The sequence below is a fragment of the Pseudonocardia sp. genome, assembly GCF_035305885.1.
GTDB lineage: Bacteria > Actinomycetota > Actinomycetes > Mycobacteriales > Pseudonocardiaceae > Pseudonocardia.
In genome coordinates, this window is the sequence record NZ_DATGOP010000052.1 from 40,887 (window position 1) to 61,098 (window position 20,212).

Annotated in this window: 18 protein-coding genes, 1 tRNA gene and 1 pseudogene; 8 read left to right on the forward strand and 12 right to left on the reverse strand. The window is 73.9% G+C overall.

Annotation, left to right across the window (positions count from 1 at the left end; translation table 11 throughout):
- Nucleotides 1–181: 181 nt before the first annotated feature.
- Nucleotides 182–658: a MarR family winged helix-turn-helix transcriptional regulator gene (locus VKZ81_RS09945; RefSeq protein ID WP_324241179.1), complete on the forward strand. Its 477-nt coding sequence runs from the start codon at nt 182–184 to the stop codon at nt 656–658.
- Entirely contained in the window at nt 655–1,902 is a 1,248-nt protein-coding gene (locus VKZ81_RS09950; protein WP_324241180.1) for an MFS transporter, read from the forward strand. Before VKZ81_RS09945 ends, VKZ81_RS09950 begins: the two co-directional genes overlap by 4 nt.
- Here the strand turns inward: VKZ81_RS09950 and icmF are convergent.
- The 3 genes from icmF to VKZ81_RS09965 form a co-directional block, all read right to left on the reverse strand.
- Nucleotides 1,881–5,078: a fused isobutyryl-CoA mutase/GTPase IcmF gene (icmF, locus tag VKZ81_RS09955; RefSeq protein ID WP_324241181.1), complete on the reverse strand. Its 3,198-nt coding sequence runs from the start codon at nt 5,076–5,078 to the stop codon at nt 1,881–1,883. The two genes, VKZ81_RS09950 and icmF, sit on opposite strands and share 22 nt — an antisense overlap.
- Nucleotides 5,079–5,167: 89 nt before the next feature.
- Entirely contained in the window at nt 5,168–5,821 is a 654-nt protein-coding gene (locus tag VKZ81_RS09960) for a phosphotransferase (RefSeq protein WP_324241208.1), read from the reverse strand.
- A complete protein-coding gene (locus tag VKZ81_RS09965; RefSeq protein WP_324241210.1) occupies nt 5,818–6,093 on the reverse strand; it encodes a hypothetical protein in 276 nt (91 codons plus the stop codon). The genes VKZ81_RS09960 and VKZ81_RS09965 overlap by 4 nt, the downstream gene beginning before the upstream one ends.
- A 73-nt stretch (nt 6,094–6,166) precedes the next feature.
- Here VKZ81_RS09965 and VKZ81_RS09970 point away from each other — a divergent pair, with 73 nt between their 5' ends.
- A complete protein-coding gene (locus VKZ81_RS09970; protein ID WP_324241182.1) occupies nt 6,167–6,913 on the forward strand; it encodes a maleylpyruvate isomerase family mycothiol-dependent enzyme in 747 nt (248 codons plus the stop codon).
- Between the two features lie 189 nt (nt 6,914–7,102).
- Nucleotides 7,103–7,693, forward strand: coding sequence for a hypothetical protein (locus VKZ81_RS09975; protein ID WP_324241183.1), 591 nt, complete (start codon nt 7,103–7,105; stop codon nt 7,691–7,693).
- Here the strand turns inward: VKZ81_RS09975 and VKZ81_RS09980 are convergent.
- From VKZ81_RS09980 to VKZ81_RS09990, 3 genes are read right to left on the reverse strand one after another with little or no spacing between them, the layout of a single operon-like run.
- Entirely contained in the window at nt 7,674–8,195 is a 522-nt protein-coding gene (locus VKZ81_RS09980; RefSeq protein ID WP_324241184.1) for a GNAT family N-acetyltransferase, read from the reverse strand. The genes VKZ81_RS09975 and VKZ81_RS09980 overlap by 20 nt on opposite strands.
- 11 nt (nt 8,196–8,206) lie before the next feature.
- The gene (locus VKZ81_RS09985; RefSeq protein ID WP_324241185.1) at nt 8,207–9,814 is read right to left on the reverse strand and encodes an alkaline phosphatase D family protein; all 1,608 of its coding nucleotides are present in this window, start codon (nt 9,812–9,814) and stop codon (nt 8,207–8,209) included.
- 58 nt (nt 9,815–9,872) lie between these two features.
- Complete coding sequence (locus VKZ81_RS09990) at nt 9,873–10,817, reverse strand: ROK family protein (RefSeq protein WP_324241186.1); 945 nt, start codon at nt 10,815–10,817, stop codon at nt 9,873–9,875.
- 86 nt (nt 10,818–10,903) lie between these two features.
- Between VKZ81_RS09990 and VKZ81_RS09995 the strand changes: the two genes are divergently transcribed.
- The 3 genes from VKZ81_RS09995 (at nt 10,904) to VKZ81_RS10005 (ending at nt 13,411) form a co-directional block, all read left to right on the forward strand.
- On the forward strand, nt 10,904–11,830 hold the full coding sequence (locus tag VKZ81_RS09995) for a DoxX family protein (RefSeq protein WP_324241187.1): 927 nt from the start codon (nt 10,904–10,906) through the stop codon (nt 11,828–11,830).
- A gap of 132 nt (nt 11,831–11,962) precedes the next feature.
- Nucleotides 11,963–12,037: transfer RNA gene (locus VKZ81_RS10000), tRNA-Ile, on the forward strand.
- A 177-nt stretch (nt 12,038–12,214) separates the two neighbouring features.
- A complete protein-coding gene (locus tag VKZ81_RS10005; protein WP_324241188.1) occupies nt 12,215–13,411 on the forward strand; it encodes a YncE family protein in 1,197 nt (398 codons plus the stop codon).
- Between the two features lie 10 nt (nt 13,412–13,421).
- On the opposite strand, the gene VKZ81_RS10010 is transcribed toward VKZ81_RS10005, so the two are convergent.
- From VKZ81_RS10010 to VKZ81_RS10035, 6 genes and pseudogenes are all read right to left on the reverse strand, one after another.
- Nucleotides 13,422–14,174 carry an SDR family NAD(P)-dependent oxidoreductase gene (locus VKZ81_RS10010; protein ID WP_324241189.1) on the reverse strand — a complete coding sequence of 251 codons (753 nt, stop codon included), beginning with the start codon at nt 14,172–14,174 and terminating at the stop codon, nt 13,422–13,424.
- 30 nt (nt 14,175–14,204) lie between these two features.
- A complete protein-coding gene (locus VKZ81_RS10015) occupies nt 14,205–15,311 on the reverse strand; it encodes an alkene reductase (protein WP_324241190.1) in 1,107 nt (368 codons plus the stop codon).
- Between the two features lie 97 nt (nt 15,312–15,408).
- Nucleotides 15,409–15,876, reverse strand: a complete 468-nt coding sequence (locus VKZ81_RS10020; protein WP_324241191.1) for a MarR family winged helix-turn-helix transcriptional regulator — start codon at nt 15,874–15,876, stop codon at nt 15,409–15,411.
- 184 nt (nt 15,877–16,060) lie between these two features.
- A complete protein-coding gene (locus VKZ81_RS10025; RefSeq protein WP_324241209.1) occupies nt 16,061–16,468 on the reverse strand; it encodes an arsenate reductase ArsC in 408 nt (135 codons plus the stop codon).
- A 96-nt stretch (nt 16,469–16,564) separates the two neighbouring features.
- Nucleotides 16,565–17,725: pseudogene (locus VKZ81_RS10030) on the reverse strand (MFS transporter); the annotation flags it as partial.
- Between the two features lie 22 nt (nt 17,726–17,747).
- Nucleotides 17,748–19,127, reverse strand: a complete 1,380-nt coding sequence (locus VKZ81_RS10035; protein ID WP_324241192.1) for an NAD(P)-binding domain-containing protein — start codon at nt 19,125–19,127, stop codon at nt 17,748–17,750.
- A gap of 95 nt (nt 19,128–19,222) precedes the next feature.
- Between VKZ81_RS10035 and VKZ81_RS10040 the strand changes: the two genes are divergently transcribed.
- On the forward strand, nt 19,223–20,098 hold the full coding sequence (locus VKZ81_RS10040) for a helix-turn-helix domain-containing GNAT family N-acetyltransferase (RefSeq protein ID WP_324241193.1): 876 nt from the start codon (nt 19,223–19,225) through the stop codon (nt 20,096–20,098).
- The last annotated feature ends 114 nt before the right edge of the window (nt 20,099–20,212 follow it).

Here is a 20,212-nt window from a genome sequence, read left to right on the forward strand (position 1 = left end):
TCGGTGGTGAACCCGACGCGACCACCCGCCCGAGGCGACGAGCCACGCCATCCGAGCCACTCGCACCCGAAGCAGGGAGCACGCCGCGGTGCCGGCACCGGCGATGTGACCCGGCACGCCCGCCCGCAGCCGGGCCAACAGATATAACAGCACTTATATAAGTGCTGTTACGATGGTCGGCATGAGCCAGGACCCCACCGAGCGGGGCCGATGGGGCCCGCTGTTCCGGCTGCTCGACGCGATGGACGCCGACATCGCCCGCGTCTACGCCGAGCACGGCATCGGCGGCGTGCGGCCGCGGTTCGTCGGGCCGCTGATCCGGCTCGGCCGCCGGGGGCCGATGACGATCCGGCAGCTCGCGACCTCGTTCGAGGTGACGCACTCGGCGATGAGCCAGACCGTCGCCGCCCTGCAGCGGGAGGGGCTCGTGACCACCGAGCGGGGGGCCGACGCCCGCACGCGGCAGGTCGCGCTCACCGACCGGGCGCGGGAGCTGCTGCCGTTCCTGGAGGCGGAGTGGCGGGCCACCGAGGACGCGGTCGCCGAGCTGGACGCCGAGATCCCCTACCCGGTCACGCAGGTGGTGCAGGACCTGCAGGCGGCACTCGCGCGCCGCTCGTTCCACGACCGGATCGCTGATCGGCTGGCCGGGCCGTGAAGCTGCTGCTCGACACCCGGCCGCTGCGGTCCAGCGCGCCGTTCCGCCGCGTGTGGTGGGGCAGCGCACTCTCCACGCTCGGCGGACAGCTCGCCGTGGTCGCCGTCCTGGTCCAGACGTGGGAGCTGACGGCGAACCCGGTGGCCGTGGGCGCGATCGGGCTCGCGCAGGCCGTGCCGATGGTGCTGTTCGGGGTCGTGGGCGGCACCCTCGCCGACGCCGTCGACCGCAGGCGGCTCGTCCTGGCCACGACGCTCGCCCAGATGACCACCGCGGTCCTCCTGACCGCGCAGGCACTGGCCGGGCTCGGCTCGCTCGCGGTGCTGCTCGGTCTGGTCGCGCTGCAGTCGGCGAGCGGTGCGCTGGGTGCCCCCGCCCGCCGCACGTTCGCCGCCCGCCTGCTGCCCGCCGACCAGGTCGGGGCCGGGCTCGCGCTGTTCAACCTCTCCTTCCAGGCCGCCATGCTCATCGGGCCCGCGACCGCGGGGGTGTTGGCGGCGCGCTGGGGCGTGGCCGCCTGCTACGCCGTCGACGCGCTGACGTTCCTGGCCGCGCTGTACGGGGTGGTGCGGCTCCCGGCGCTGCCGCCCGACGGTGAGGCCGCCCGGCCCGGCGTCGCGGCGGTCATCGCGGGGTGGCGGTTCATCCTGTCCAAGCCGGTGCTCGCGGGATCGTTCCTCACCGACCTGATCGCCACCGTGCTCGCGATGCCGGTCGCGCTCTTCCCGGTCGTCAACGCCGACCGCTTCGGCGGCGACCCGCAGACCCTCGGGCTGTTCCTCTCCGCGATCGCGGTGGGCGGGATCAGCGCCGGGCTCACCTCGGGCGCGGTCACCCGCGCCGCCCGGCCCGGCCTCGCCATGCTCGCGGCCGCGGGCACGTGGGGGGCCGCGCTGGTGGGGTTCGGGCTGGCGCCGACGCTGTGGATGGTGCTCGGCTGCCTCGCCGTCGCGGGCGCGGCGGACACCGTCTCGGTGGTCTCCCGCGGCGCCCTCGTGCAGCTCGCCACCCCGGACGCCTACCGCGGGCGGGTCAGCGCCGTCGAGGACATCGTCGGGATGGCGGGCCCGCACCTGGGCGACTTCCGGGCGGGCCTGGTGGCCGGGGCGACCACGGCGGGCGTCGCAGCGGTCTCGGGCGGGCTGATGTGCGTGCTGGGCATCGCGCTGGTGGCGGCGCTGACCCCGGCGCTGCGCCGCCCCGTCCTCGCCGCCCGGCCGGGCTACATGTTGCGCCGGTACTGACCGCCCACCTCGAAGAAGGCGTCGGTCAGCTGCCCGAGCGAGCAGACCCGGGCCGCCTTCATCAGCTCGTCGAAGACGTTGCCGCCGCTCGTGGCCACCTCCTGCAGCCGGCGGAGCGCCTCGGGGGCCTCGTCGGCGTGGCGGCGGTGGAAGTCGGCGAGCCGCCGCAGCTGGCTCTGCTTCTCCTCCTCGGTGGCGCGGGCCAGCTCGACCTCCTGCGGCTCCTCGTCGTGCTCGCGCACGAACGTGTTGACGCCGATGATCGGCAGCGAGCCGTCGTGCTTGCGCTGCTCGTACAGCAGCGACTCGTCCTGGATCTTGCCGCGCTGGTAGCCGGTCTCCATCGCGCCGAGCACGCCACCGCGCTCGGAGAGCCGGTCGAACTCGGCGAGCACGGCCTCCTCGACGAGGTCGGTGAGCTCCTCGATGATGAACGAGCCCTGCAGCGGGTTCTCGTTCATCGACAGGCCCCACTCCTTGCCGATGATCAGCTGGATGGCGAGCGCCCGGCGCACGGACGACTCGGTCGGGGTCGTGATCGCCTCGTCGTAGGCGTTGGTGTGCAGGGAGTTGGCGTTGTCGTAGAGCGCGCACAGCGCCTGCAGCGTGGTGCGGATGTCGTTGAAGTCCATCTCCTGGGCGTGCAGCGAGCGGCCCGAGGTCTGGATGTGGTACTTGAGCTTCTGCGACCGCTCGTTCGCCCCGTACTTCTCCCGCATCGCGATGGCCCAGATCCGCCGGGCCACCCGCCCGATCACCGAGTACTCCGCGTCCATGCCGTTGGAGAAGAAGAACGACAGGTTGGGCGCGAAGTCGTCGATCTTCATGCCGCGCGCGAGGTAGCTCTCGACGAACGTGAACCCGTTGGCGAGGGTGAACGCGAGCTGCGTGATGGGGTTCGCCCCGGCCTCGGCGATGTGGTAGCCGGAGATCGACACCGAGTAGAAGTTGCGCACCTTGTGGCGGATGAACCACTCCTGGATGTCGGCCATCATCCGCAGGCTGAACTCGGTGGAGAAGATGCAGGTGTTCTGGCCCTGGTCCTCCTTGAGGATGTCGGCCTGCACCGTGCCGCGGACGTTCTGCAGCGCCCAGGCGGTGAGCTCCTCGCGCTCGGCGGCGTCCGGCTCGCGCCCCTCCTCGGCGCGGAACCGGTCGATCACCTGGTCGATCGCGGTGTTGAGGAAGAACGCCAGGATCGTCGGCGCCGGCCCGTTGATCGTCATCGAGACCGACGTGTTCGGTGAGCAGAGGTCGAACCCGTCGTAGAGGGCCTTCATGTCGTCCAGCGTCGCGATCGAGACGCCGGAGGTGCCGATCTTGCCGTAGATGTCGGGTCGGGTGTCGGGGTCGTGCCCGTAGAGCGTGACGGAGTCGAACGCGGTGGAGAGCCGCTTGGCCTCCGAGTGCTCCGACAGCAGCTTGAACCGGCGGTTGGTGCGGAACGCGTCGCCCTCGCCGGCGAACATGCGGCCCGGGTCCTCGCCCTCGCGCTTGAACGGGAACACCCCGGCCGTGAACGGGAAGCGCCCGGGCAGGTTCTCCTTGCGCAGGAACCGCAGCAGCTCCGCGTCCTCCGTGTAGCGCGGCAGCGCGACGCGCGGGATCTTGTTGCCCGACAGCGTCTCGCGGTTGAGCTTGGTGCGCAGCTCCTTGTCGCGGACCTTCACGACCATCTCGTCGCCGGAGTAGGCCTCGACGACTTCCGCCCACCCGTCGAGCAGCTCGGCCGATTCCGGCGGGAGGTCCCGCTCGGCCTGCTGCAGCGCCTCGTCGACGGCCTCGCCCACGAGCTCGCGCGCCGTGCGCAGGTGCTGGCGCCGCCGCGCCGCCTCGACGTGCTGCTCCGTCTCGGCGTGGTAACGGCGCACGGTCTCGGCGATCTCGGACAGGTATCGCACCCGGTTCGGCGGGATGATCGCCGCGTCGTGGCTCGAGGTCTTGCGGTCGACGCGGGGCAGCCTGCCCTCGGCGACGGTGAGGCCGTCGCCGGCCAGCATGTCCTTGAGGTGGTGGTAGAGCGCGGTGACGCCGTCGTCGTTGAACGTGGCGGCGCTGGTGCCGAAGACGGGCATGTCCTCCCAGGACGCCCCGAACTCCTCGCGGTTGCGCAGCAGCTGCCTGCTCACGTCGCGGCGGGCGTCCTCCGCCCCGCGGCGCTCGAACTTGTTGATCGCCACCGCGTCGGCGAAGTCCAGCATGTCGATCTTCTCGAGCTGGGACGCGGCGCCGTACTCGGGCGTCATGACGTAGAGCGACCGGTCGACGAACGGCACGATCCCGGCGTCGCCCTGCCCGATGCCCGGGGTCTCGACGATCACCAGGTCGAACCCGGCCGCCTTGAGCACGCCGATCACGTCGCCGAGCCGCTCGGGCAACGAGCTGCCGGTGCCGCGGGTGGCCATCGAGCGGAAGAAGACCTGGTCGCCGGTGAGCGAGTTCATCCGGATCCGGTCGCCGAGCAGCGCGCCCCCGCCGCGGCGGCGGGTCGGGTCGACGGCGAGCACCGCGATCCGCAGCTTGTCCTCCTGGTCGAGGCGGAAGCGGCGCACGAGCTCGTCGGTGAGGCTGGACTTGCCGGAGCCGCCGGTGCCGGTGATGCCGAGGACGGGGACCGGGCGGCGCGGGGTGAGGTCGAGGTCGGCGGGCAGCCGCCCCGCCTCGGCGAGCGTGAGGGTCCGGGCGAGGGTGGCGGGCTCGCCGGTGAACAGCCCGTCGAACGACTGCGGGGGAGTGGCGGCGAGGTCGACGTCGCACTCCCGGATCATCGTGTTGATCATCCCGGGGAGCCCGAGCCGCTGGCCGTCCTCCGGGGAGAAGAGCCGCGACACCCCGCGCTGGTGCAGCAGCTCGATCTCGCGGGGGACGATCACGCCGCCGCCCCCGCCGTAGACCTTGACGTGGCCCGCGCCGCGCTCGCGCAGCAGCTCCACCAGGTAGGTGAAGTACTCGATGTGCCCGCCCTGGTAGGAGCTGACCGCGACGCCCTGCACGTCCTCCTGGATCGCGGCGGTGACGACCTCGTCGACCGAGCGGTTGTGGCCCAGGTGGATCACCTCGGCACCCTGCCGCTGCAGGATGCGCCGCATGATGTTGATCGCCGCGTCGTGGCCGTCGAAGAGGCTGGCCGCGGTGACGAAGCGCACCGGGTTGGCCGGCGCGTGCAGCTCTGCCATGGCTCGTCCTCTCTCCCGCACCTGAATTTAGTTTGGCTTCCGAGTATCGGACGTGCAACCTAACCAGGGGTGAACTGCACAACGGGCCGTCAGCGGGCGATCGAGGTGATGAGCGCGGCGGCGTCGTCGAGCAGGCGCACCTCGGCCGGGGTCATCGAGCGGTCGGCGGCGCGCCGCGCCACGGCTCGGTCGAGCAGGGCGAGCGCCTGTCGGCCGGTCGCCCCGAGGAACGCGGTGAGCATCCGGGCCGCCGCGTCGCCGTGCTCGTGGCCGGGGGCCACCGCGGCCTGGGCGAGGATCACCGCGGTGAGGGCGACGTCGAGGCCGGGCGGGCCGTCGGCGGCGTTCGTCCAGTCGATCAACACCGGCCCGCGCCCGGTGAGGACGATGTTCGCGGGGTGCAGGTCGAGGTGCAGCACCCGCTCGTGCGGGTCGCGGGTTCGGGACGGGACGTCGTGCAGGCGGGCGTGCAGGTCGGCGAGCACGCGGCCGGCGTCCGCGGCGTCGCGCTCGCCCGCGGCGACGGCGTCGAGGAGGACGGGGCCGTGCAGCCGCTCCATCACGAGGTCGGTGCCGTCGGCGGCGAACACGGCGGGTGCGGGGAACCCGTGGGCGGCGACGTGCGCCATCGCCGCCGCCTCGCGGGCGACCACGCCGCGCCCGGGATCGCGGTACCGGCGCAGGACGCGGTGCTCGTCGAGCGCGTAGACGTCGGCCGTGCGGCCGGTGCCGATGAGCTTCAGGCGACCCGCTCCGCGGGCGGGAGCTCGACCGTGGGCATCTCCACGGTCGGGTGGTCGTCGATGCTCCGCGGGGGAGCCGGCTGGGCCCTGCGCAGCCGTCGCGACACGAACGGGACGACGGCGCCGAGCGCCATCAGTACGGCGCCGGAGACGGCGATGCCCATCGCCGCGGACTCCGGAGCGATCATCACCAGCACGAACGCGACGCCGGGCCACCACAGGAGAGCCCGGATCGGGCCGGGGACCGACCATTCCCGTTTCTCTGGCGCCATACGCGTTTCCTACCCCGTCCGGACTTCGGCCATGCGCCCACCCCCGCTACCCCTGACGGGCTAGCGTCAGGGTATGAAGCCCGCCGATGCGCTCGTCGAGGAGAACCGGCGCCTGGCCGAGCTGCTCGCCGCCGCCGACCCGCAGACCCCCGTCCCGACCTGCCCGGGCTGGGCGCTGCGGCAGCTGCTCACGCACGTCGGTCGCGGCGACCGCTGGGCCGCGACGATCGTGCGGGAGCGGGCGCAGGAGCGGGTCGACATCCGCACGGTGCCGGACGGCAAGCCGCCCGCCGACGACCCGGTGGGGTGGCTGACCGCGGGCCCCCGGCTGCTCCTCGAGGCGGTGGAGGCGACCGGACCGGACGTCGCGGTCTGGACGTTCACCGGGCCCCGGCCCGCCGCCTGGTGGATCCGCAGGCGGCTGCACGAGGCCGCCGTGCACCGCGCCGACGCGGCGGCCGCGCTCGGCGTGCCCTACGAGATCGAGCCCGGCCTCGCCGCGGACGGCGTGAGCGAGTGGCTCGACATCCTCGCGACCCGCCCGGTCCCAGCGGACGGGCCCGCGCTGCCCGATGGCGCCACCCTGCACCTGCATGCCACCGACGACGGCCTCGGGGCGGAGGGGGAGTGGCTGGTGCGGTCCGCGGACGGCCGCGTCGCGTGGGAGCACGGGCACGGCAAGGGCGCCGCGGCGGTGCGCGGCCGGGCGGCCGACCTGCTGCGGGCGGTGCTGCGGCGGATCCCCGCCGACGACCCGGCCCTGCAGGTCCTCGGCGACCCCGCGGTCTGGCGCACCTTCCTCTCGCGCACCCCCTTCTGACCCTTCGCGGCCCGGCCTGTCGATCGAAGGGATGACCCGGGCGTACCGCCATCTCCGGATGTGTCGACCCCGTCCCCGGTGTGAGCCTCGGGCCATGCTGGAAACCACCGGGATCGTTCTGATCGTCGTCGCGACGGGCATCCCCGCGGCGCTGCTCGCCGGGCCGTCCGCGGTCGTCGGGCGCTGGACGTGAGCGCCCAGCTGGGGGACCTCGTCCAGCTGGCGCGGGACAACCCGGTCGTCGCGCTGATCCTCGCGAGCGAGGCCGGGTTCTGGGTGCTGCTCGGGCTCGGCCTCGCCACCCGGTACCTGCTGCGGCTGCGCGCGCTCAGCACCCTGCTGCTCGCCGGGATCCCGCTGGTGGACGTCGTGCTGGTCGTCGCGGTCGCGCTGGACCTCCTGCACGGCGCCGAACCGCGCCCGGTGCACGGGCTGGCCGGCGTCTACCTCGGGTTCAGCGTGGCGTTCGGGCCGAGCATCGTCCGCTGGGCCGACGTCCGGTTCGCCCACCGCTTCGCCGGCGGCCCGCCACCGGTGAAGCCGGCGAAGGGCACGCCCGAGCGCATCGCCCACCTGTGGCGCGAGTGGGGCCGGGTCGTCACGGCCGCCACCATCACGACCGTCGTGCTCGGCGGGCTCGTGCTGTTCGTCGCCTCGCCGGAGCAGGCCGACGAGCTGTGGTGGTGGATCGGGCGGGTGTGGGTGGTCGCTGGGATCTGGCTCCTGGCCGGCCCGCTGTGGGAGAGCGGCGAGGCCCGCGTCACGGCTGGTCGTCGCTGATCAGGTCCATCAGCAGGCAGTCGTGCCAGCTGCCGTCGACCGAACGCTCGTACTTGCGCATCACCCCGACCGGCCGGAACCCGGCGCGGGCGCAGCTGCGGATCGCCCGCTCGTTGTGGGCGGCCGGGTCGATGGTGACCCGGTGGTGGCCGCGGCTGTGGAACAGGTACCGCACCATCGCCCGCAGCGCGTCGCAGCCGAGGCCCTGGCCCTGGTGGTCGGGGTGCAGCGCGATGTCGAGGGCGGCGTGGCGGTGGTCGGGGTCGTTCTCCTCGCGGTAGATGATCACGCCGACGACCTCGCCCGCCAGCTCGATCGCGTACGCGTGCGGGCCGAGCAGCTCGCGCCGCACCCGCTCCAGGTCGTAGCCGGCCCAGAAGGGAGCGATGTCGGGGTGGCGCAGGATCTCGAGGAACACCGGCACGTGCTCGGCGGTGGTGGCCCGGAGCACGACGGTCTGGCCCGCGATCGCGGACGGTGAGTCGGTGGCGGTAGCCGTCATGGGAACCCCTCTCATCCGGTGAGATCGAGACGGGCTCGTTCCGCGAGTGACGCCGACGACACCGGCTGCTCGAAGACAGCCTGAGCCCGGCGCCCCTCGAGGTCGAGCGTGGCGATCGTGTTGCCGAACAGCGGGCCGAGCAGGCGCCGCCACGTCAGCGGCTTGGGCGGAGCGCCGGCCCGCTCCGCCCACCGCTCGCCCACCCGGCGCGCCAGGCGGGACCAGGCGAGCCGGAACCCCGGTCGGACGAACCACTGGATCTGGTTGTGCACCGGCGAGCAGGTCAGCTGGTGCACCGGCGCGGCCGGCCCGTCCGGCAGGACGGCCCGGGCCGCGTAGCTGTGGTGGACGTCGCCGGAGAGCACGGTGACCGTGGCGACGCCGCTGCGGGCCGCGCGGCCGATCATCGCGGTGAGCCGGTCGAAGGATGCCCGGAACGCGGGCCAGTGCTCCAGGTCGGCGGCCTGCCGCACGGCCTCGGCGATCCGGCCGCGCAGGCCCGGCCGCTCCGCGGCGATCTCGTTGACCGTCTCGAGGTCGCTGATGGCGTGCGGCAGCAGCCAGGGGACCGACGTGCCGACCAGCAGGTGGTCGACCTCCCCGGGCGCCGCGGCCTCGCGCTCGATCCAGGAGAACTCCGACTCGCCGAGCATGAGGTGCATGCCGTCCTCGAGGATCCGCCCGTTGCGCGAGTCGACCATGAGCAGCCGGGTGCGGCCGATGTCCCACCGGAAGCTGAACCGCACGCCCTTCGCGCCGTCGACCTCGGCGTCGGCGCGGTCGGCGAGCTCGACCAGCAGCGGCCAGGTGTCCCCGTCGTGCCCGGTGATCTTGCGGTGGTCCGGGTCCGCGGCGAGCTCCTCGGGCGCCAGGTTGCCGATGTGCTGGTAGACCCAGTACGAGGCGAGCGCCGCGCGGATCCGCTCCCGCCACCACGGCTTGGCGTTCATCTCCGCGCGCCACGCGGCCGAGGTGTTCCAGTCGTCGCGCACGTCGTGGTCGTCGAAGATCATCGCCGTGGGCACGGTGGACATCAGCCACCGGATCTCCGGGTCGCTCCACGAGTCGCGGTAGAGCCCGACGTACTCGTCGTAGCCGACGATCTCGTCGTCCGGCCAGTCCGGGTGCCGGTCGGCGCGCGACGTGATCCGCCGCCGGTCCCGCTGCGTCAGCTCGTCGGCGTACACCTGGTCGCCCAGCAGCAGGAGCGCGTCCGGCCACTCCTCGTGCGGGCGCCCCGCCATGCGCGCGGCGTACGCGTCGAGGGCGTCGACCCCGAGCTGCGCCGCGATCTTGCGGTCGGTGACCTTCGGGTAGCGGCAGGACCCGAAGAGGATCCGGTGCCGCTCGGCGCCCCCGCGGGTGCGGATGACGCTGGGCGGGAAGGGGTGCGCGGCGGGCGGCCAAACCCGCTCGCCGTCCACCTCCACCTCGTAGGGCGTGATGCTGCCCGGGGTGAGCCCGGTGACCGGCACGAGCGCGTAGTGGTGGCCCGCCACCTCGAACGTCCGCGCGCTGCACCCGAGCACGGACACCGACGCCGGCCGGTCGGTCTGGACCCAGACCGACGCCGTGGTCTCGCCGACGTGGCGCAGCACCGGCCCGAGCACGAGGGTCACGACCCCACCCTAGTGAGTGAAGGGGTTCCGCCGCCGTCGCTGAGCGGCGCCCGGTGGGTCAGGCGTGGTCGAGCGCGAGCAGCGCCGCGCCGATCTTGCCCGCGTCGGCGCCGAACGTCGCCGGCACGACCGGCGGGACCCCGCGCGCGGTGGGGGCGTAGGCGTACTCGCGGGCCGCCGCCCGGGCGGGCGCGAGCAGCAGCTCGCCCGTCTCGCTCAGGCCGCCCCCCACGACCACGGCGTCGACCTCGAAGATGTTCGCGAGCGAGGCGATACCGACCCCGAGCCAGCGCCCGAGCCGGGCGAACAGCGACTTCGCGACCTCGTCGCCCCGGTGCACGGCCTTGAGGACCGTGTGCCCGGTGACCTCGCCGTCCTCGGCGCCGATCCGGGCGATCACGCCCTCCGGGTCGTCGGCGGCGGCGTCGCGGCCCATCCGCGTGAGCGCCGTGCCGGAGGCGTAGGCCTCGAAGCAGCCGTGGTTGCCACAGCCGCAGCGTGGGCCGTCCGGGTTGAGGATGATGTGGCCGAGCTCGGCACCCATGCCGGTGGGCCCGCGGTAGATGCTGCCGTCCATGACGAGGCCGCCGCCGATGCCGGTGCCGACGGTCACCAGCACCATGTTCGGGTACGGCTCCCCGAGGCGGGCCTCGGCGAGCGCGGCGACGTTCGCGTCGTTGTCGACGGTGACGGGGAGGTTGGTGACCTTCTCCAGCTGCTCGCGCACCGGCCAGTCGCGGTAGGCGTTGTTCGGCGCCCACAGCATCTTGCCCGCCGGCCACTCGACGATGCCGGCGGCGCCGACCCCGATCGTGACGACGTCGTGCTCCGCCCTGAGCCGGTCGATCATCGACAGCAGCACGGCGGTGACCGACTCGGCGTCCGACTCCTCCGGTGTCCGTTCGACGAGTTCCGCCACCACGGTGCCGCGCTCGTCCACGACGGCGCCTGCGATCTTCGTCCCGCCGATGTCGAGCCCGATGGCCAGCCTTGGGGTCGTCACCCCCGAATGATGGCACCACCTCTTGATCGAAACAGCGTTCGGGGCATTCGGCGTTTGGGTGGGGCCCGGGGCGGGGATGCGTCGACATGCTCCTTCGACGACTCGCCCGGCCCATGCTCGCCGCCCTCTTCATCCAGGGCGGCATCAACGCCCTCCGCGATCCGGAGACGCACGCGCAGGTCGCGAAGCCCATGCTCGACGTGATGGCGCCCGCGGTCGACAAGGTGACCGACGTCGCCCCGATCGACCGCCGCCCCGACGACGTGCTGCTCGTCAAGATCGACGGCGGCGTGAAGGTCGTCGCCGGGACGATGCTCGCGTTCGGCAAGTTCCCCCGCCTCGCCGCCACCGCCCTCGCGGCGACGCTGGTGCCGACCACGCTGGCTGGCCACCGGTTCTGGGAGGAGACCGACCCCGACCGCAAGCAGGAGCAGCAAACCCACTTCCTCAAGAACGTGGGCCTGCTCGGCGGCCTGCTGATCGCCGCCGCCGACACCGGCGGCAAGCCGTCCCTCGGCTGGCGCGGCCGCCGCGCGGCGCGGCTCGCCGCCGCCCAGGCGGGCGCCGTCACCGGTGCCGCCGCCGACGTGACCGGCCGGGTCACCGGAGCCGTCCACGAGGCGGGCGGCAGGCTCTCCGGCTCCGCGCGCGGCGCGGGCGGCACGGTCACCGGGCTCGCCGCCGGGCTCGCTCCCGTCGTCTCCTCCTCGCGGGCGGAGCTCGAGCAGCGCGCCGCCGAGCTGGGCCGCCGCGCCGCCAAGGCCCGCCGCCGCGCCGAGAAGCGCAGCGCGCAGCTGCAGAAGCGCGCGGCGAAGCGGGGCGCCCAGCTGCGCAAGCGCACCGCGAAGCGCAGCGCCCGCCTGCAGGAGCGGCTCCACCGTGGCCCCGGCCTCGCGAGCAGGATCGGCCACGACGTCGCCGCCCGCGCAACCGCGGTGGGTCACGAGGTCGCCCACCAGGCGAGCGGGCTGGCCAAGGACGCCCGCAAGCGCGCCCAGACCCTCACCCACTGAGATCGGGGACTCCCGGCCCGGCGCCCGTCGAAGGGGCGTCGGGCCGGTGACATGTGAGGTGGTCGGCGCCGCAGATGGAGCGGGCCGACCGCGGGCCGTCGCCGTCCCCGGGTTCGGTAGCCTCGCTGGGCCGGGGCGGTAGCTCAGCTGGTTAGAGCAGCGGACTCATAATCCGTCAGGTCGTGGGTTCGAGTCCCACCCGCCCCACCCCTCGCCGGCACACATGACCCCGCCGCCCCGGGTCGTCCCGTCGAGCGGCGACGGTGGCCCCGGCCGGCGGCCTCGACTCCCCCGGCGGCGCCGTCGTCGGTCGCTGAGCTGGCGCTCCGTTTCCCGCGACCCCGAGGACGAAATGTTCGGGGCGGGCGGGGCGAGACGACACCCGTGGAGCATCGGCACCGCGGCCCCGTCCTGCGGCGCGCGGGTGCGCTCGTCGCGCTGATCGCACTCGCCGCGGGGCTGGCCGCGTGCGGCGTGGTCCCGGAACCGGATCCGCCCGCTGCGGCGGACCCACCGGTCGCGACGCCCGTCGCGGACCCGGACGCCCTGCCGGGCATGCCACCGGTCACCGACCGGCGCAACGTCTACGCCGACGCGGGCGCCGGGATGCTCTCGCCCGCGGTCCGGTCGGCGAAACCGCTGGTGTACGTGCCGCACACGAAGTCGGGCGAGGTGCGGGTGATCGACCCGGCCACCTTCGCCACGGTGGGCACCTACCGGCTCGGCGGCGAGCTGCAGCACGTCGTGCCGTCCTGGGACATGACCACGCTCTACGCCACCGACGACACGGGCAACAAGATCGTGCCCTTCGACCCGGTCACCGGCACCCCCGGCGCCGCCATCCCGGTCACCGACCCGTACAACATGTACTTCACCCCGGACGGCGCCGTCGCGATCTCGGTCGCCGAACGCCTCCGCCGGCTGGTCTTCTACGACCCCCGCACCTGGGCCGAGCTCGGCGAGCTGCGCACCCCGGACTGCGCGGGGATCGACCACGCCGAGTTCGGCCTCGACGGCCGGACCGCCGTGTTCACCTGCGAGTTCGCCGGCCGCGTCGCCGTCGTCGACGTCGTGACCCGCTCCCTGCTGCGGATGATCGACATGCCGCACCGCAACACGAGGATGGGCCCGCAGGACATCAAGCTCGCCCCCGACGGCTCGGTCTTCTACATCGCCGACGCCCAGCAGAACGGGCTGTGGGTCCTCGACGGCGCCGCCACGACCGTGATCCGCGAGATCCCCACCGGACACGGCGCGCACGGGCTCTACCTCTCCCGCGACGCCACGCGGCTCTTCGTCACCAACCGCCATGAGGGCTCGATCAGCGTCCTCGACGCCGACACCGGCGAGGCCATCACGAAATGGCACCTCCCGGGCGGCGGCAGCCCCGACATGGGCAACGTGACCGCCGACGGCTCCCAGCTGTGGCTCTCCGGCCGCTACCACCGCTCCGTCTACGTGATCTCCACCGACGACGGGCGCCTCATCCGGACCATCCGCGTCGGGAACGGCCCGCACGGGCTCTGCGTTTGGCCGCAACCGGGCCGGTACTCCCTCGGCCACACCGGCATCACCCGCTAGACCACCCGGATCAGTTCATGAACATGCCACCGTCGACGTTGAGCGTCTGACCGGTCACGAAGTCGGCGTCCGGCGAGGCGAGGAAGAAGATCGGGCCGACCAGGTCGTCGGCGTGCTGGTCCCGCCGCAGGGCGCGACCCTCGCGCTGGGAGGCGATCAGCTCCGGTGGGAAGTGGTCGAGGACGGGCCCGGTGAGGGTCAGGCCCGGGGTGAGCAGGTTGACGGTGATCCCGTCGTCGCCCACCTCGCGGGCCAGGCTGCGCGTGAAGCCGACGAGGCCCGCCTTCGCCGAGACGTAGTGGACCTGGCCGGCGACACCCGGGTACATGGACGCGGAGCCCACGTTGACGATCCGGCCCCACCCGCGGCCCCGCATCAGGGGCAGGAGGGCGTGGGTGACGAGGAAGTAGCCGGTGAGGTTGATGTCGATGACGGTGCGCCAGCGCTGCGGGGTGGTGTCGGCGAAGTGGTCGAACGGGAAGAAGCCGGCGACGTTCAGCAGGACGTCGACGCCGCCCGCGTCACGTGCCGCGGCGGCGAGGGCCTCGACGTCGTGCTCGTCGGCGATGCTGCCTGCGACGGTGACGAGGTCGGCCCCGGCGTCGAGGCGGGAGCGCAGGGCGTCGAGGGCGTCCGCGGAGAGGTCGGTGGCGATGACGCGGTCGCCGTTGCCGAGGAAGCGCTCGACGAGCGCGGCGCCGACGCCGCCGGCGGCGCCGGTGATGACGACGGTGCGGCCGGTTGCGGGGGATGTGGTGGTCATGGGTTCGTCCTCCGGAACAGTTCGTGGGGGTCAGGACGCCGCGAGGGCGGGGTAGTCGGTGTAGCCGCGGTGGTCGCCGCCGTAGGCCCGGGACATGTCGGGCAGCGCGAGCTCCGCGCCGGCAATGAGGCGCGTGACCAGGTCGGGGTTGGCGATGAAGAGCCGGCCGAAGGAGACGACGTCAGCGGCTCCGGCCTCGACCAGATCGAGGCGGCGCGGGTGGTCGACGGGGTCCGGCGTGGCGGCGTTCAGGACGAGTGCGCCGTCCCACGTGGACCGCAGGATCGGCGTGAGCGCCGGGGCGCCCGCGTCGACGAGGTGCAGGTAGGTCAGGTCGAGCTCGTTGAGCTCCGCGACGAGCAGCGGGTAGGTCGTGGCGTGGTCCGGCTCGTGGGTGTCGCCGAGCCCGTTGTTCGGCGAGAGGCGCAGGCCGGTGCGGTCGGCGCCGATGGCGTCGGCTACGGCCCGGGCGACCTCGACGGTCAGCCGGATGCGGTTCTCGGGGCTCCCACCCCACCGGTCGGTGCGGCGGTTGGCGTTGGTCGCGAGGAACTGGTGCAGCAGGTAGCCGTTGGCGCCGTGGATCTCGACACCGTCGAAGCCGGCGGCGACGGCGTTGCGGGCGGCGTCGGCGAAGTCGGCGACGGTGGCCACGATCTCGTCGTCGGTCAGCTCCCGCGGCACCACGTGGTCCTGCAGGCCCGTGGGCGTGAAGATCTGCCCGGCGGCGCGGACCGGGGACGGCCCGACGGGGACGACGCCGTCGTGCCCGGCGGCGGCCGTCGAGCTCGGGTGCCCGATCCGGCCGGTGTGCATGAGCTGGGCGACGATCGTGCCGCCGCGGGCGTGCACCGCGTCGGTGACCGCCCGCCAGGACTCGACCTGGCTCGCGGAGTGCAGGCCGGGCGTCGACGGGTAGCCCTGGCCGGCCGGGCTGGGCTGGATCCCCTCGGTGACGATCAGCCCGGCGCCGGTGCGCTGGGAGTAGTAGGTCGCCATGTCGGGCGTGGCGTGGGTGTCGTAGGACCGGCTGCGGGTCATCGGCGCCATCGCGATCCGGTTGCGCAGTCGCAGGCTGCCGAGCTGGACGGGCTCGAAGGCGGTCCGGTGGGTCCGGACGTCGGTGTGCTGGGACATCGGTGCTCCTCGTGGTGGCCGTTCGGTGCTTCAGTTAGCCGAACAACTAAGTTGGCCGAGCCTATTCCTTGTTCGGCCAACTTTTCAAGGAGAGTCGTCAGCGGGCGTCGGGGGAGGCCCGGTCCGCGGCGGCCTGCAGTCCGGCCTCGAGCTCGGCGAGCAGCGACAACGCCTCGGACGCCCGGTGGCGTGACAAGGCGTCGGTCGTGAGCCGCTCGAGGGTGGCCCACGCCTGCTCGACCGGTTCGCGCAGCGGCAGGCTCGCTTCGGTGGCCTCGACGATGGTGGCGCGCCCGTCGGTGGGCGAGGGTGAACGTCGGACGAGGCCCGCCTTCTCCAGGCGCGCGATGCTGCGGGTCATCGTGGGCGCGTCCGAGTCGAGCGTGCGGGCGAGGTCGACCTGGCGCTGCGGGCCGTCCCGCCACAGCGTCATGAGGACCAGCTCCTGGCCGGGGTGCAGGCCGATCTCCCGCAGCAGGCGGGCCGCGAGCGACTTGTGCAGCCGGGCGACCCGGAAGATCGCCGAGCTCAGCGGGCCGACGTCGAAGCTGGGGCGTCCATCCACGGGCGCGAGCGTAGCCGGGAAGGTTGTTCGGCCAATCAAGCGCGCCCCGACGAGCGGCGCCACCCGCAGCGCGGGTTCGCTCTCCCACGAGCTCTACGTGATCGCCACCGACGACGGCGCCTCATCCCGGATCATCCGCGTCGGGGACGGCCCGCACGGGCTCCGGCCCGCCCGGACGGCGCGTTCAGAGCGTCCCGGTGAGCTCTGCGAGCAAGGCCCGGACGCGGGCGTCGATCTCGTCGCGGATGGATCGGATGTCGTCGGTGGTCCGGTCGGCCGGGTCGGGCAGCTCCCAGTCCAGGTAGCGCTTGCCGGGGTAGACGGGGCAGGCGTCGCCGCAGCCCATGGTGACCACGACGTCGGCGGCGCGGACGGCGTCGTCGGTGAGGGGCTTGGGGAACTGTTTCGTCAGGTCCAGCCCGATCTCGGCCATCACCTCGTGGACGGCGGGGTTGATCCGGTCGGCGGGTGCGGAGCCGGCGGAGCGGACGCGGACGCGGCCCCGGGCGTGGTGGTCGAGCAGGGCGGCGGCCATCTGTGAGCGGCCGGCGTTGTGGACGCAGACGAACAGGACCTCGGGGACGTCGGGCACGGGGCCTCTCTCGGGATGGTCGGGGACGGTTGGCCGGGTGGTGGGCCCCGTCGCCGGCCGGCGGGGCGGGACGGTGCCGAGGGCGAGGACAGCGGCCAGCGCGGCGAGGACCGCGAGCACGGCGAACACCGGCGGGTAGCCGCCGAGGAGCCCGGCCAGCGCCGCTCCGGCCCAGGGGGCGAGGGCGGTGGCGATCATCGCGGGCGCGGAGAGGATCCCGTTGAGCCGACCGTAGTGGGCGGCGCCCCAGCGGTCGCTGACCGCGGTGGCCTGCAGCAGGGTGAACACGCCGCGGGCGGCACCCGCGAGCATGGCCGCGGCGATGAGCAGCACGGCGGGGCCGGGGAGGAGGCCGAGCAGGGCCGTCGCCGCCGCCGTGAGGGCGAGGACGAGCACGCCGCGGGCCCGAACGCTCGTGTGCGCGGCGAGGCGGCCGTAGCCGAGGCGCCCGAGCACCTGCCCGAGCCCGCCGAGGCCCAGCGCCCACGCCGCCAGCGTGGTGGACAACCCGCGCTCGATCAGCAACGGTACCTGGTTGACCACCACCGCGAACGCGGCGAACGTGCCGAGCGCGATGGCCGCGACCAGCAGCACGAACGGGCGGCTGCGCGCGACCGCCCCGGGGTCGTGCCCGCCGTGCTCGCCGTGCCCCTCGTGGTCCGGGGCGGGCCACGGGCCACGCAGCCCGAGCAGGTGGGCCGGGAGCGTCACGGCCGCGAGGACCGCGGCGAGCACCAGGTAGGTGCCGCGCCACCCCAGCCGTTCGAACAGCGCCGCGGTGAGCGGGGCGAAGATGGTGCTGGCCAGGCCGGCCAGCAGCGTGAGCGCGGTGAGGGCGGTGACGCGCCGCGGCCCCCACCAGCGGGTCAACGCGGCGAAGGCGGGCTGGTAGAGCACGCCGGCCTGGGCCACCCCGGCCAGCGCCCAGGCGGCGAAGAACCACGGCAGCGACCCTGCGGTGGCGATGGCCAGCACCGCGGGGACGGCCAGCACCGAGCCCGTGGTCATGACCAGCCGCGGGCCGAACCGGTCCAGCCAACGCCCGACCGGGATCCCGACGAGCGCGGCGACCACCAGGCCGAGGGAGAACGCGGCGGTGATCGTGCCGATCGACCAGCCGGTGTCGGCCGCGATCCCCGGTGCGAGCACCGGGAAGGCGTAGTAGAGCACGCCCCAGCTGACGATCTCGGTGGCGCACAGGACGGCGAGCACCCGCCGCAGCCCGGCGCGCGACAACGCGCCGGGCCGCTCGGTCATCCGTTCGGCGTGCACGACGCGATCAGTCTGCAGCACCCGTGGGCGCGGCGAGCGTCAGCGGAGCGGACGCGGCGGGACCGCAGCAGCCACCCGCCGCCGCGGCGTCGTCGCTCGCAACCCCCTCGGTGTCGTCCACGAGCCCTCCACCCGAACAGACACCGGTCTCGGGCAGCACCAGCTCCACCCGCTCGGCGGCCTCCCGGTCCCCGGCGATCGCCGCGACCACCGACCGGACCTGCTCGTAGCCGGTCAGCGACAGGAAGGTCGGCGCCCGCCCGTAGGACTTCATCCCGACCAGGTAGACGTCGGGCTCCGGCTGGGCCAGCTCGCGTGCGCCGTGCGGGTAGACGGTGCCGCAGGAGTGCACGTTCGGGTCGATCAGCGGCGCCAGCGCGCGCGGCGCCTGCAGCACCGGGTCCAGGTCCAGGCGGACCTCGGACAGGAAGCTCAGGTCGGGGCGGAACCCGGTGAGCGCCACGACCTCGTCGACCGGCTCCAGCCGCACCCCGTCGAACGACTCCAGCACCAGCCGGCCCGTCCCGTCGCCGGTGACGTCGCGGTGCACGGCGGCGGTGCGGAACCCGGTCACGGTCCGGACGTGCCCGGCCTCCACCGCCTGGGCGGCGCGCCTGCCGAGCGCGCCGCGGGCGGGCAGCTGGTCGGCGTCCCCGCCGCCGAAGGTGTTGCCGATCTCCCCGCGCCGCAGCAGCCACACCACCTGCGTTCCGGGTTCCTCGTCGGCCAGCTCGGAGAACGCCACCAGCGCGGTCAGCGCCGAGTGCCCGCTGCCGGCGACCACGATCCGCTTGCCGGTGTAGCGGGCCCGCTCGCCGGGGTCGGTCAGGTCCGGGATCCGGTAGCGGATCCGGTCCGCCGCGTCCCGTTCCCCGAGCGCCGGGAGCCCGTCACCGCCCAGCGGGTTGGGCAGGCCCCAGGTGCCGGACGCGTCGATGACCGCCCGCGCGGTGATCCGCTCCTCGCCGCCGGCGGTCGCGACCCGCACCGTCAGCGGCTCGGTGCCCCGGGCGGCGTCGACCACGCGGTCCCACCCGCGGCGGGCCACGCCCGTGACCCGCGCGCCGTAACGGACCCGGTCGCCCAGGGCGTCGGCGAGCGGCTGCAGGTACTGCTCGGCCCACTCCCGGCCGGTCGGGTAGCGGTCCGGGCCCGGCGTGCGCCACCCGGTCGGGGCCAGCAGCTTCGCCGCGGCCTCGTCGACCAGCTCACCCCACCGGGAGAACAGCCGCACGTGGTGCCACTCCCGCACCGCCGCGCCCGCCACCGGGCCGGCCTCCAACACCAGCGGCGTCAGCCCCCGTCCGAGCAGGTGCGCGGCCGCGGCCAATCCGGCCGGCCCGGCACCCACCACCACGACCGGCAGCCCCCTGTCCACCTCATCCATGAGACGCTCCATCGATCTGGGTCGATTGATGGGGCTGGACTGTATCGACCGCCATCGATTGACGCAATCATCGATGTGCGTCGATACTGTCTGGCATGAGTGCCTCCCCGTCGCTGTCCGTGGTGCCTGCCCAGGAGTCGGCGTTCCAGCCGGCGCAGCTGGGGGCACGGGATGCGGCGACGTACGCGGAGTGGTTCGCCTGCCTGGCCGAACCGATGCGGGTGCGGCTGCTGCACGCCGTCGCGGTGGCCGGGCGGGAGACCACCGTCGGGGCGCTCACCGAGCAGCTCGGGATCAGCCAGTCGACCTGCTCGCACCACCTGCGCAAGCTGGCCGACGTCGGGTTCGTGCGGCTGCGCAAGGAAGGCACCTCGACCTTGGTGTCGATCAACCCGGCCTGCTGCACCGGCCTGCCGCACGCCGCCGACGCGGTCATGGGCGTGCTCGGGCCGCGCCCGTGCTGCCCCACCGACCTGCCCGCCGACGTCACCGTCCGCACCATGCAGCCCGAGGACTGGGCAGACGTGCGGCGCATCTACGCCGAGGGCATCGCCACCGGCAACGCCACGTTCGAAACGGAGGTCCCCGACCGGCGCACCCTGGACCGCACCTGGCTGCCCGACCACCGGTGGGTGGCCGAGATCGACGGCCGGGTCGTGGGTTGGGCCGCCGCCGCTGCGGTGTCCTCCCGGCCGGTCTACTGCGGGGTCGCCGAGACCTCGGTCTACGTCGGCGAGCGCCACCGCGGCCGCGGTGTCGGCAAGGCGCTGATCCACCGGCAGGTGACCGCCGCCGACGACGCCGGGCTGTGGACCCTGCAGACCACGATCTTCCCCGAGAACCGGGCGGCCATCGCCCTGCACCGGTCCGCCGGGTACCGCACGCTGGGCGTGCGCGAACGCATCGCCCGCCACCACGGGGTCTGGCGCGACACGGTCCTCCTGGAGCGCCGCCGCGCCGACGACCTCTAACCCGAACCTCGCCTCAGCAGCCGCGCCGTGCACCACCACGCGCTGCGCGGACGAGCACACCTGTCCCTGAACCGACCGTTCCTCCACCCCGGAGGACTCGATCTTCGAGGTGCG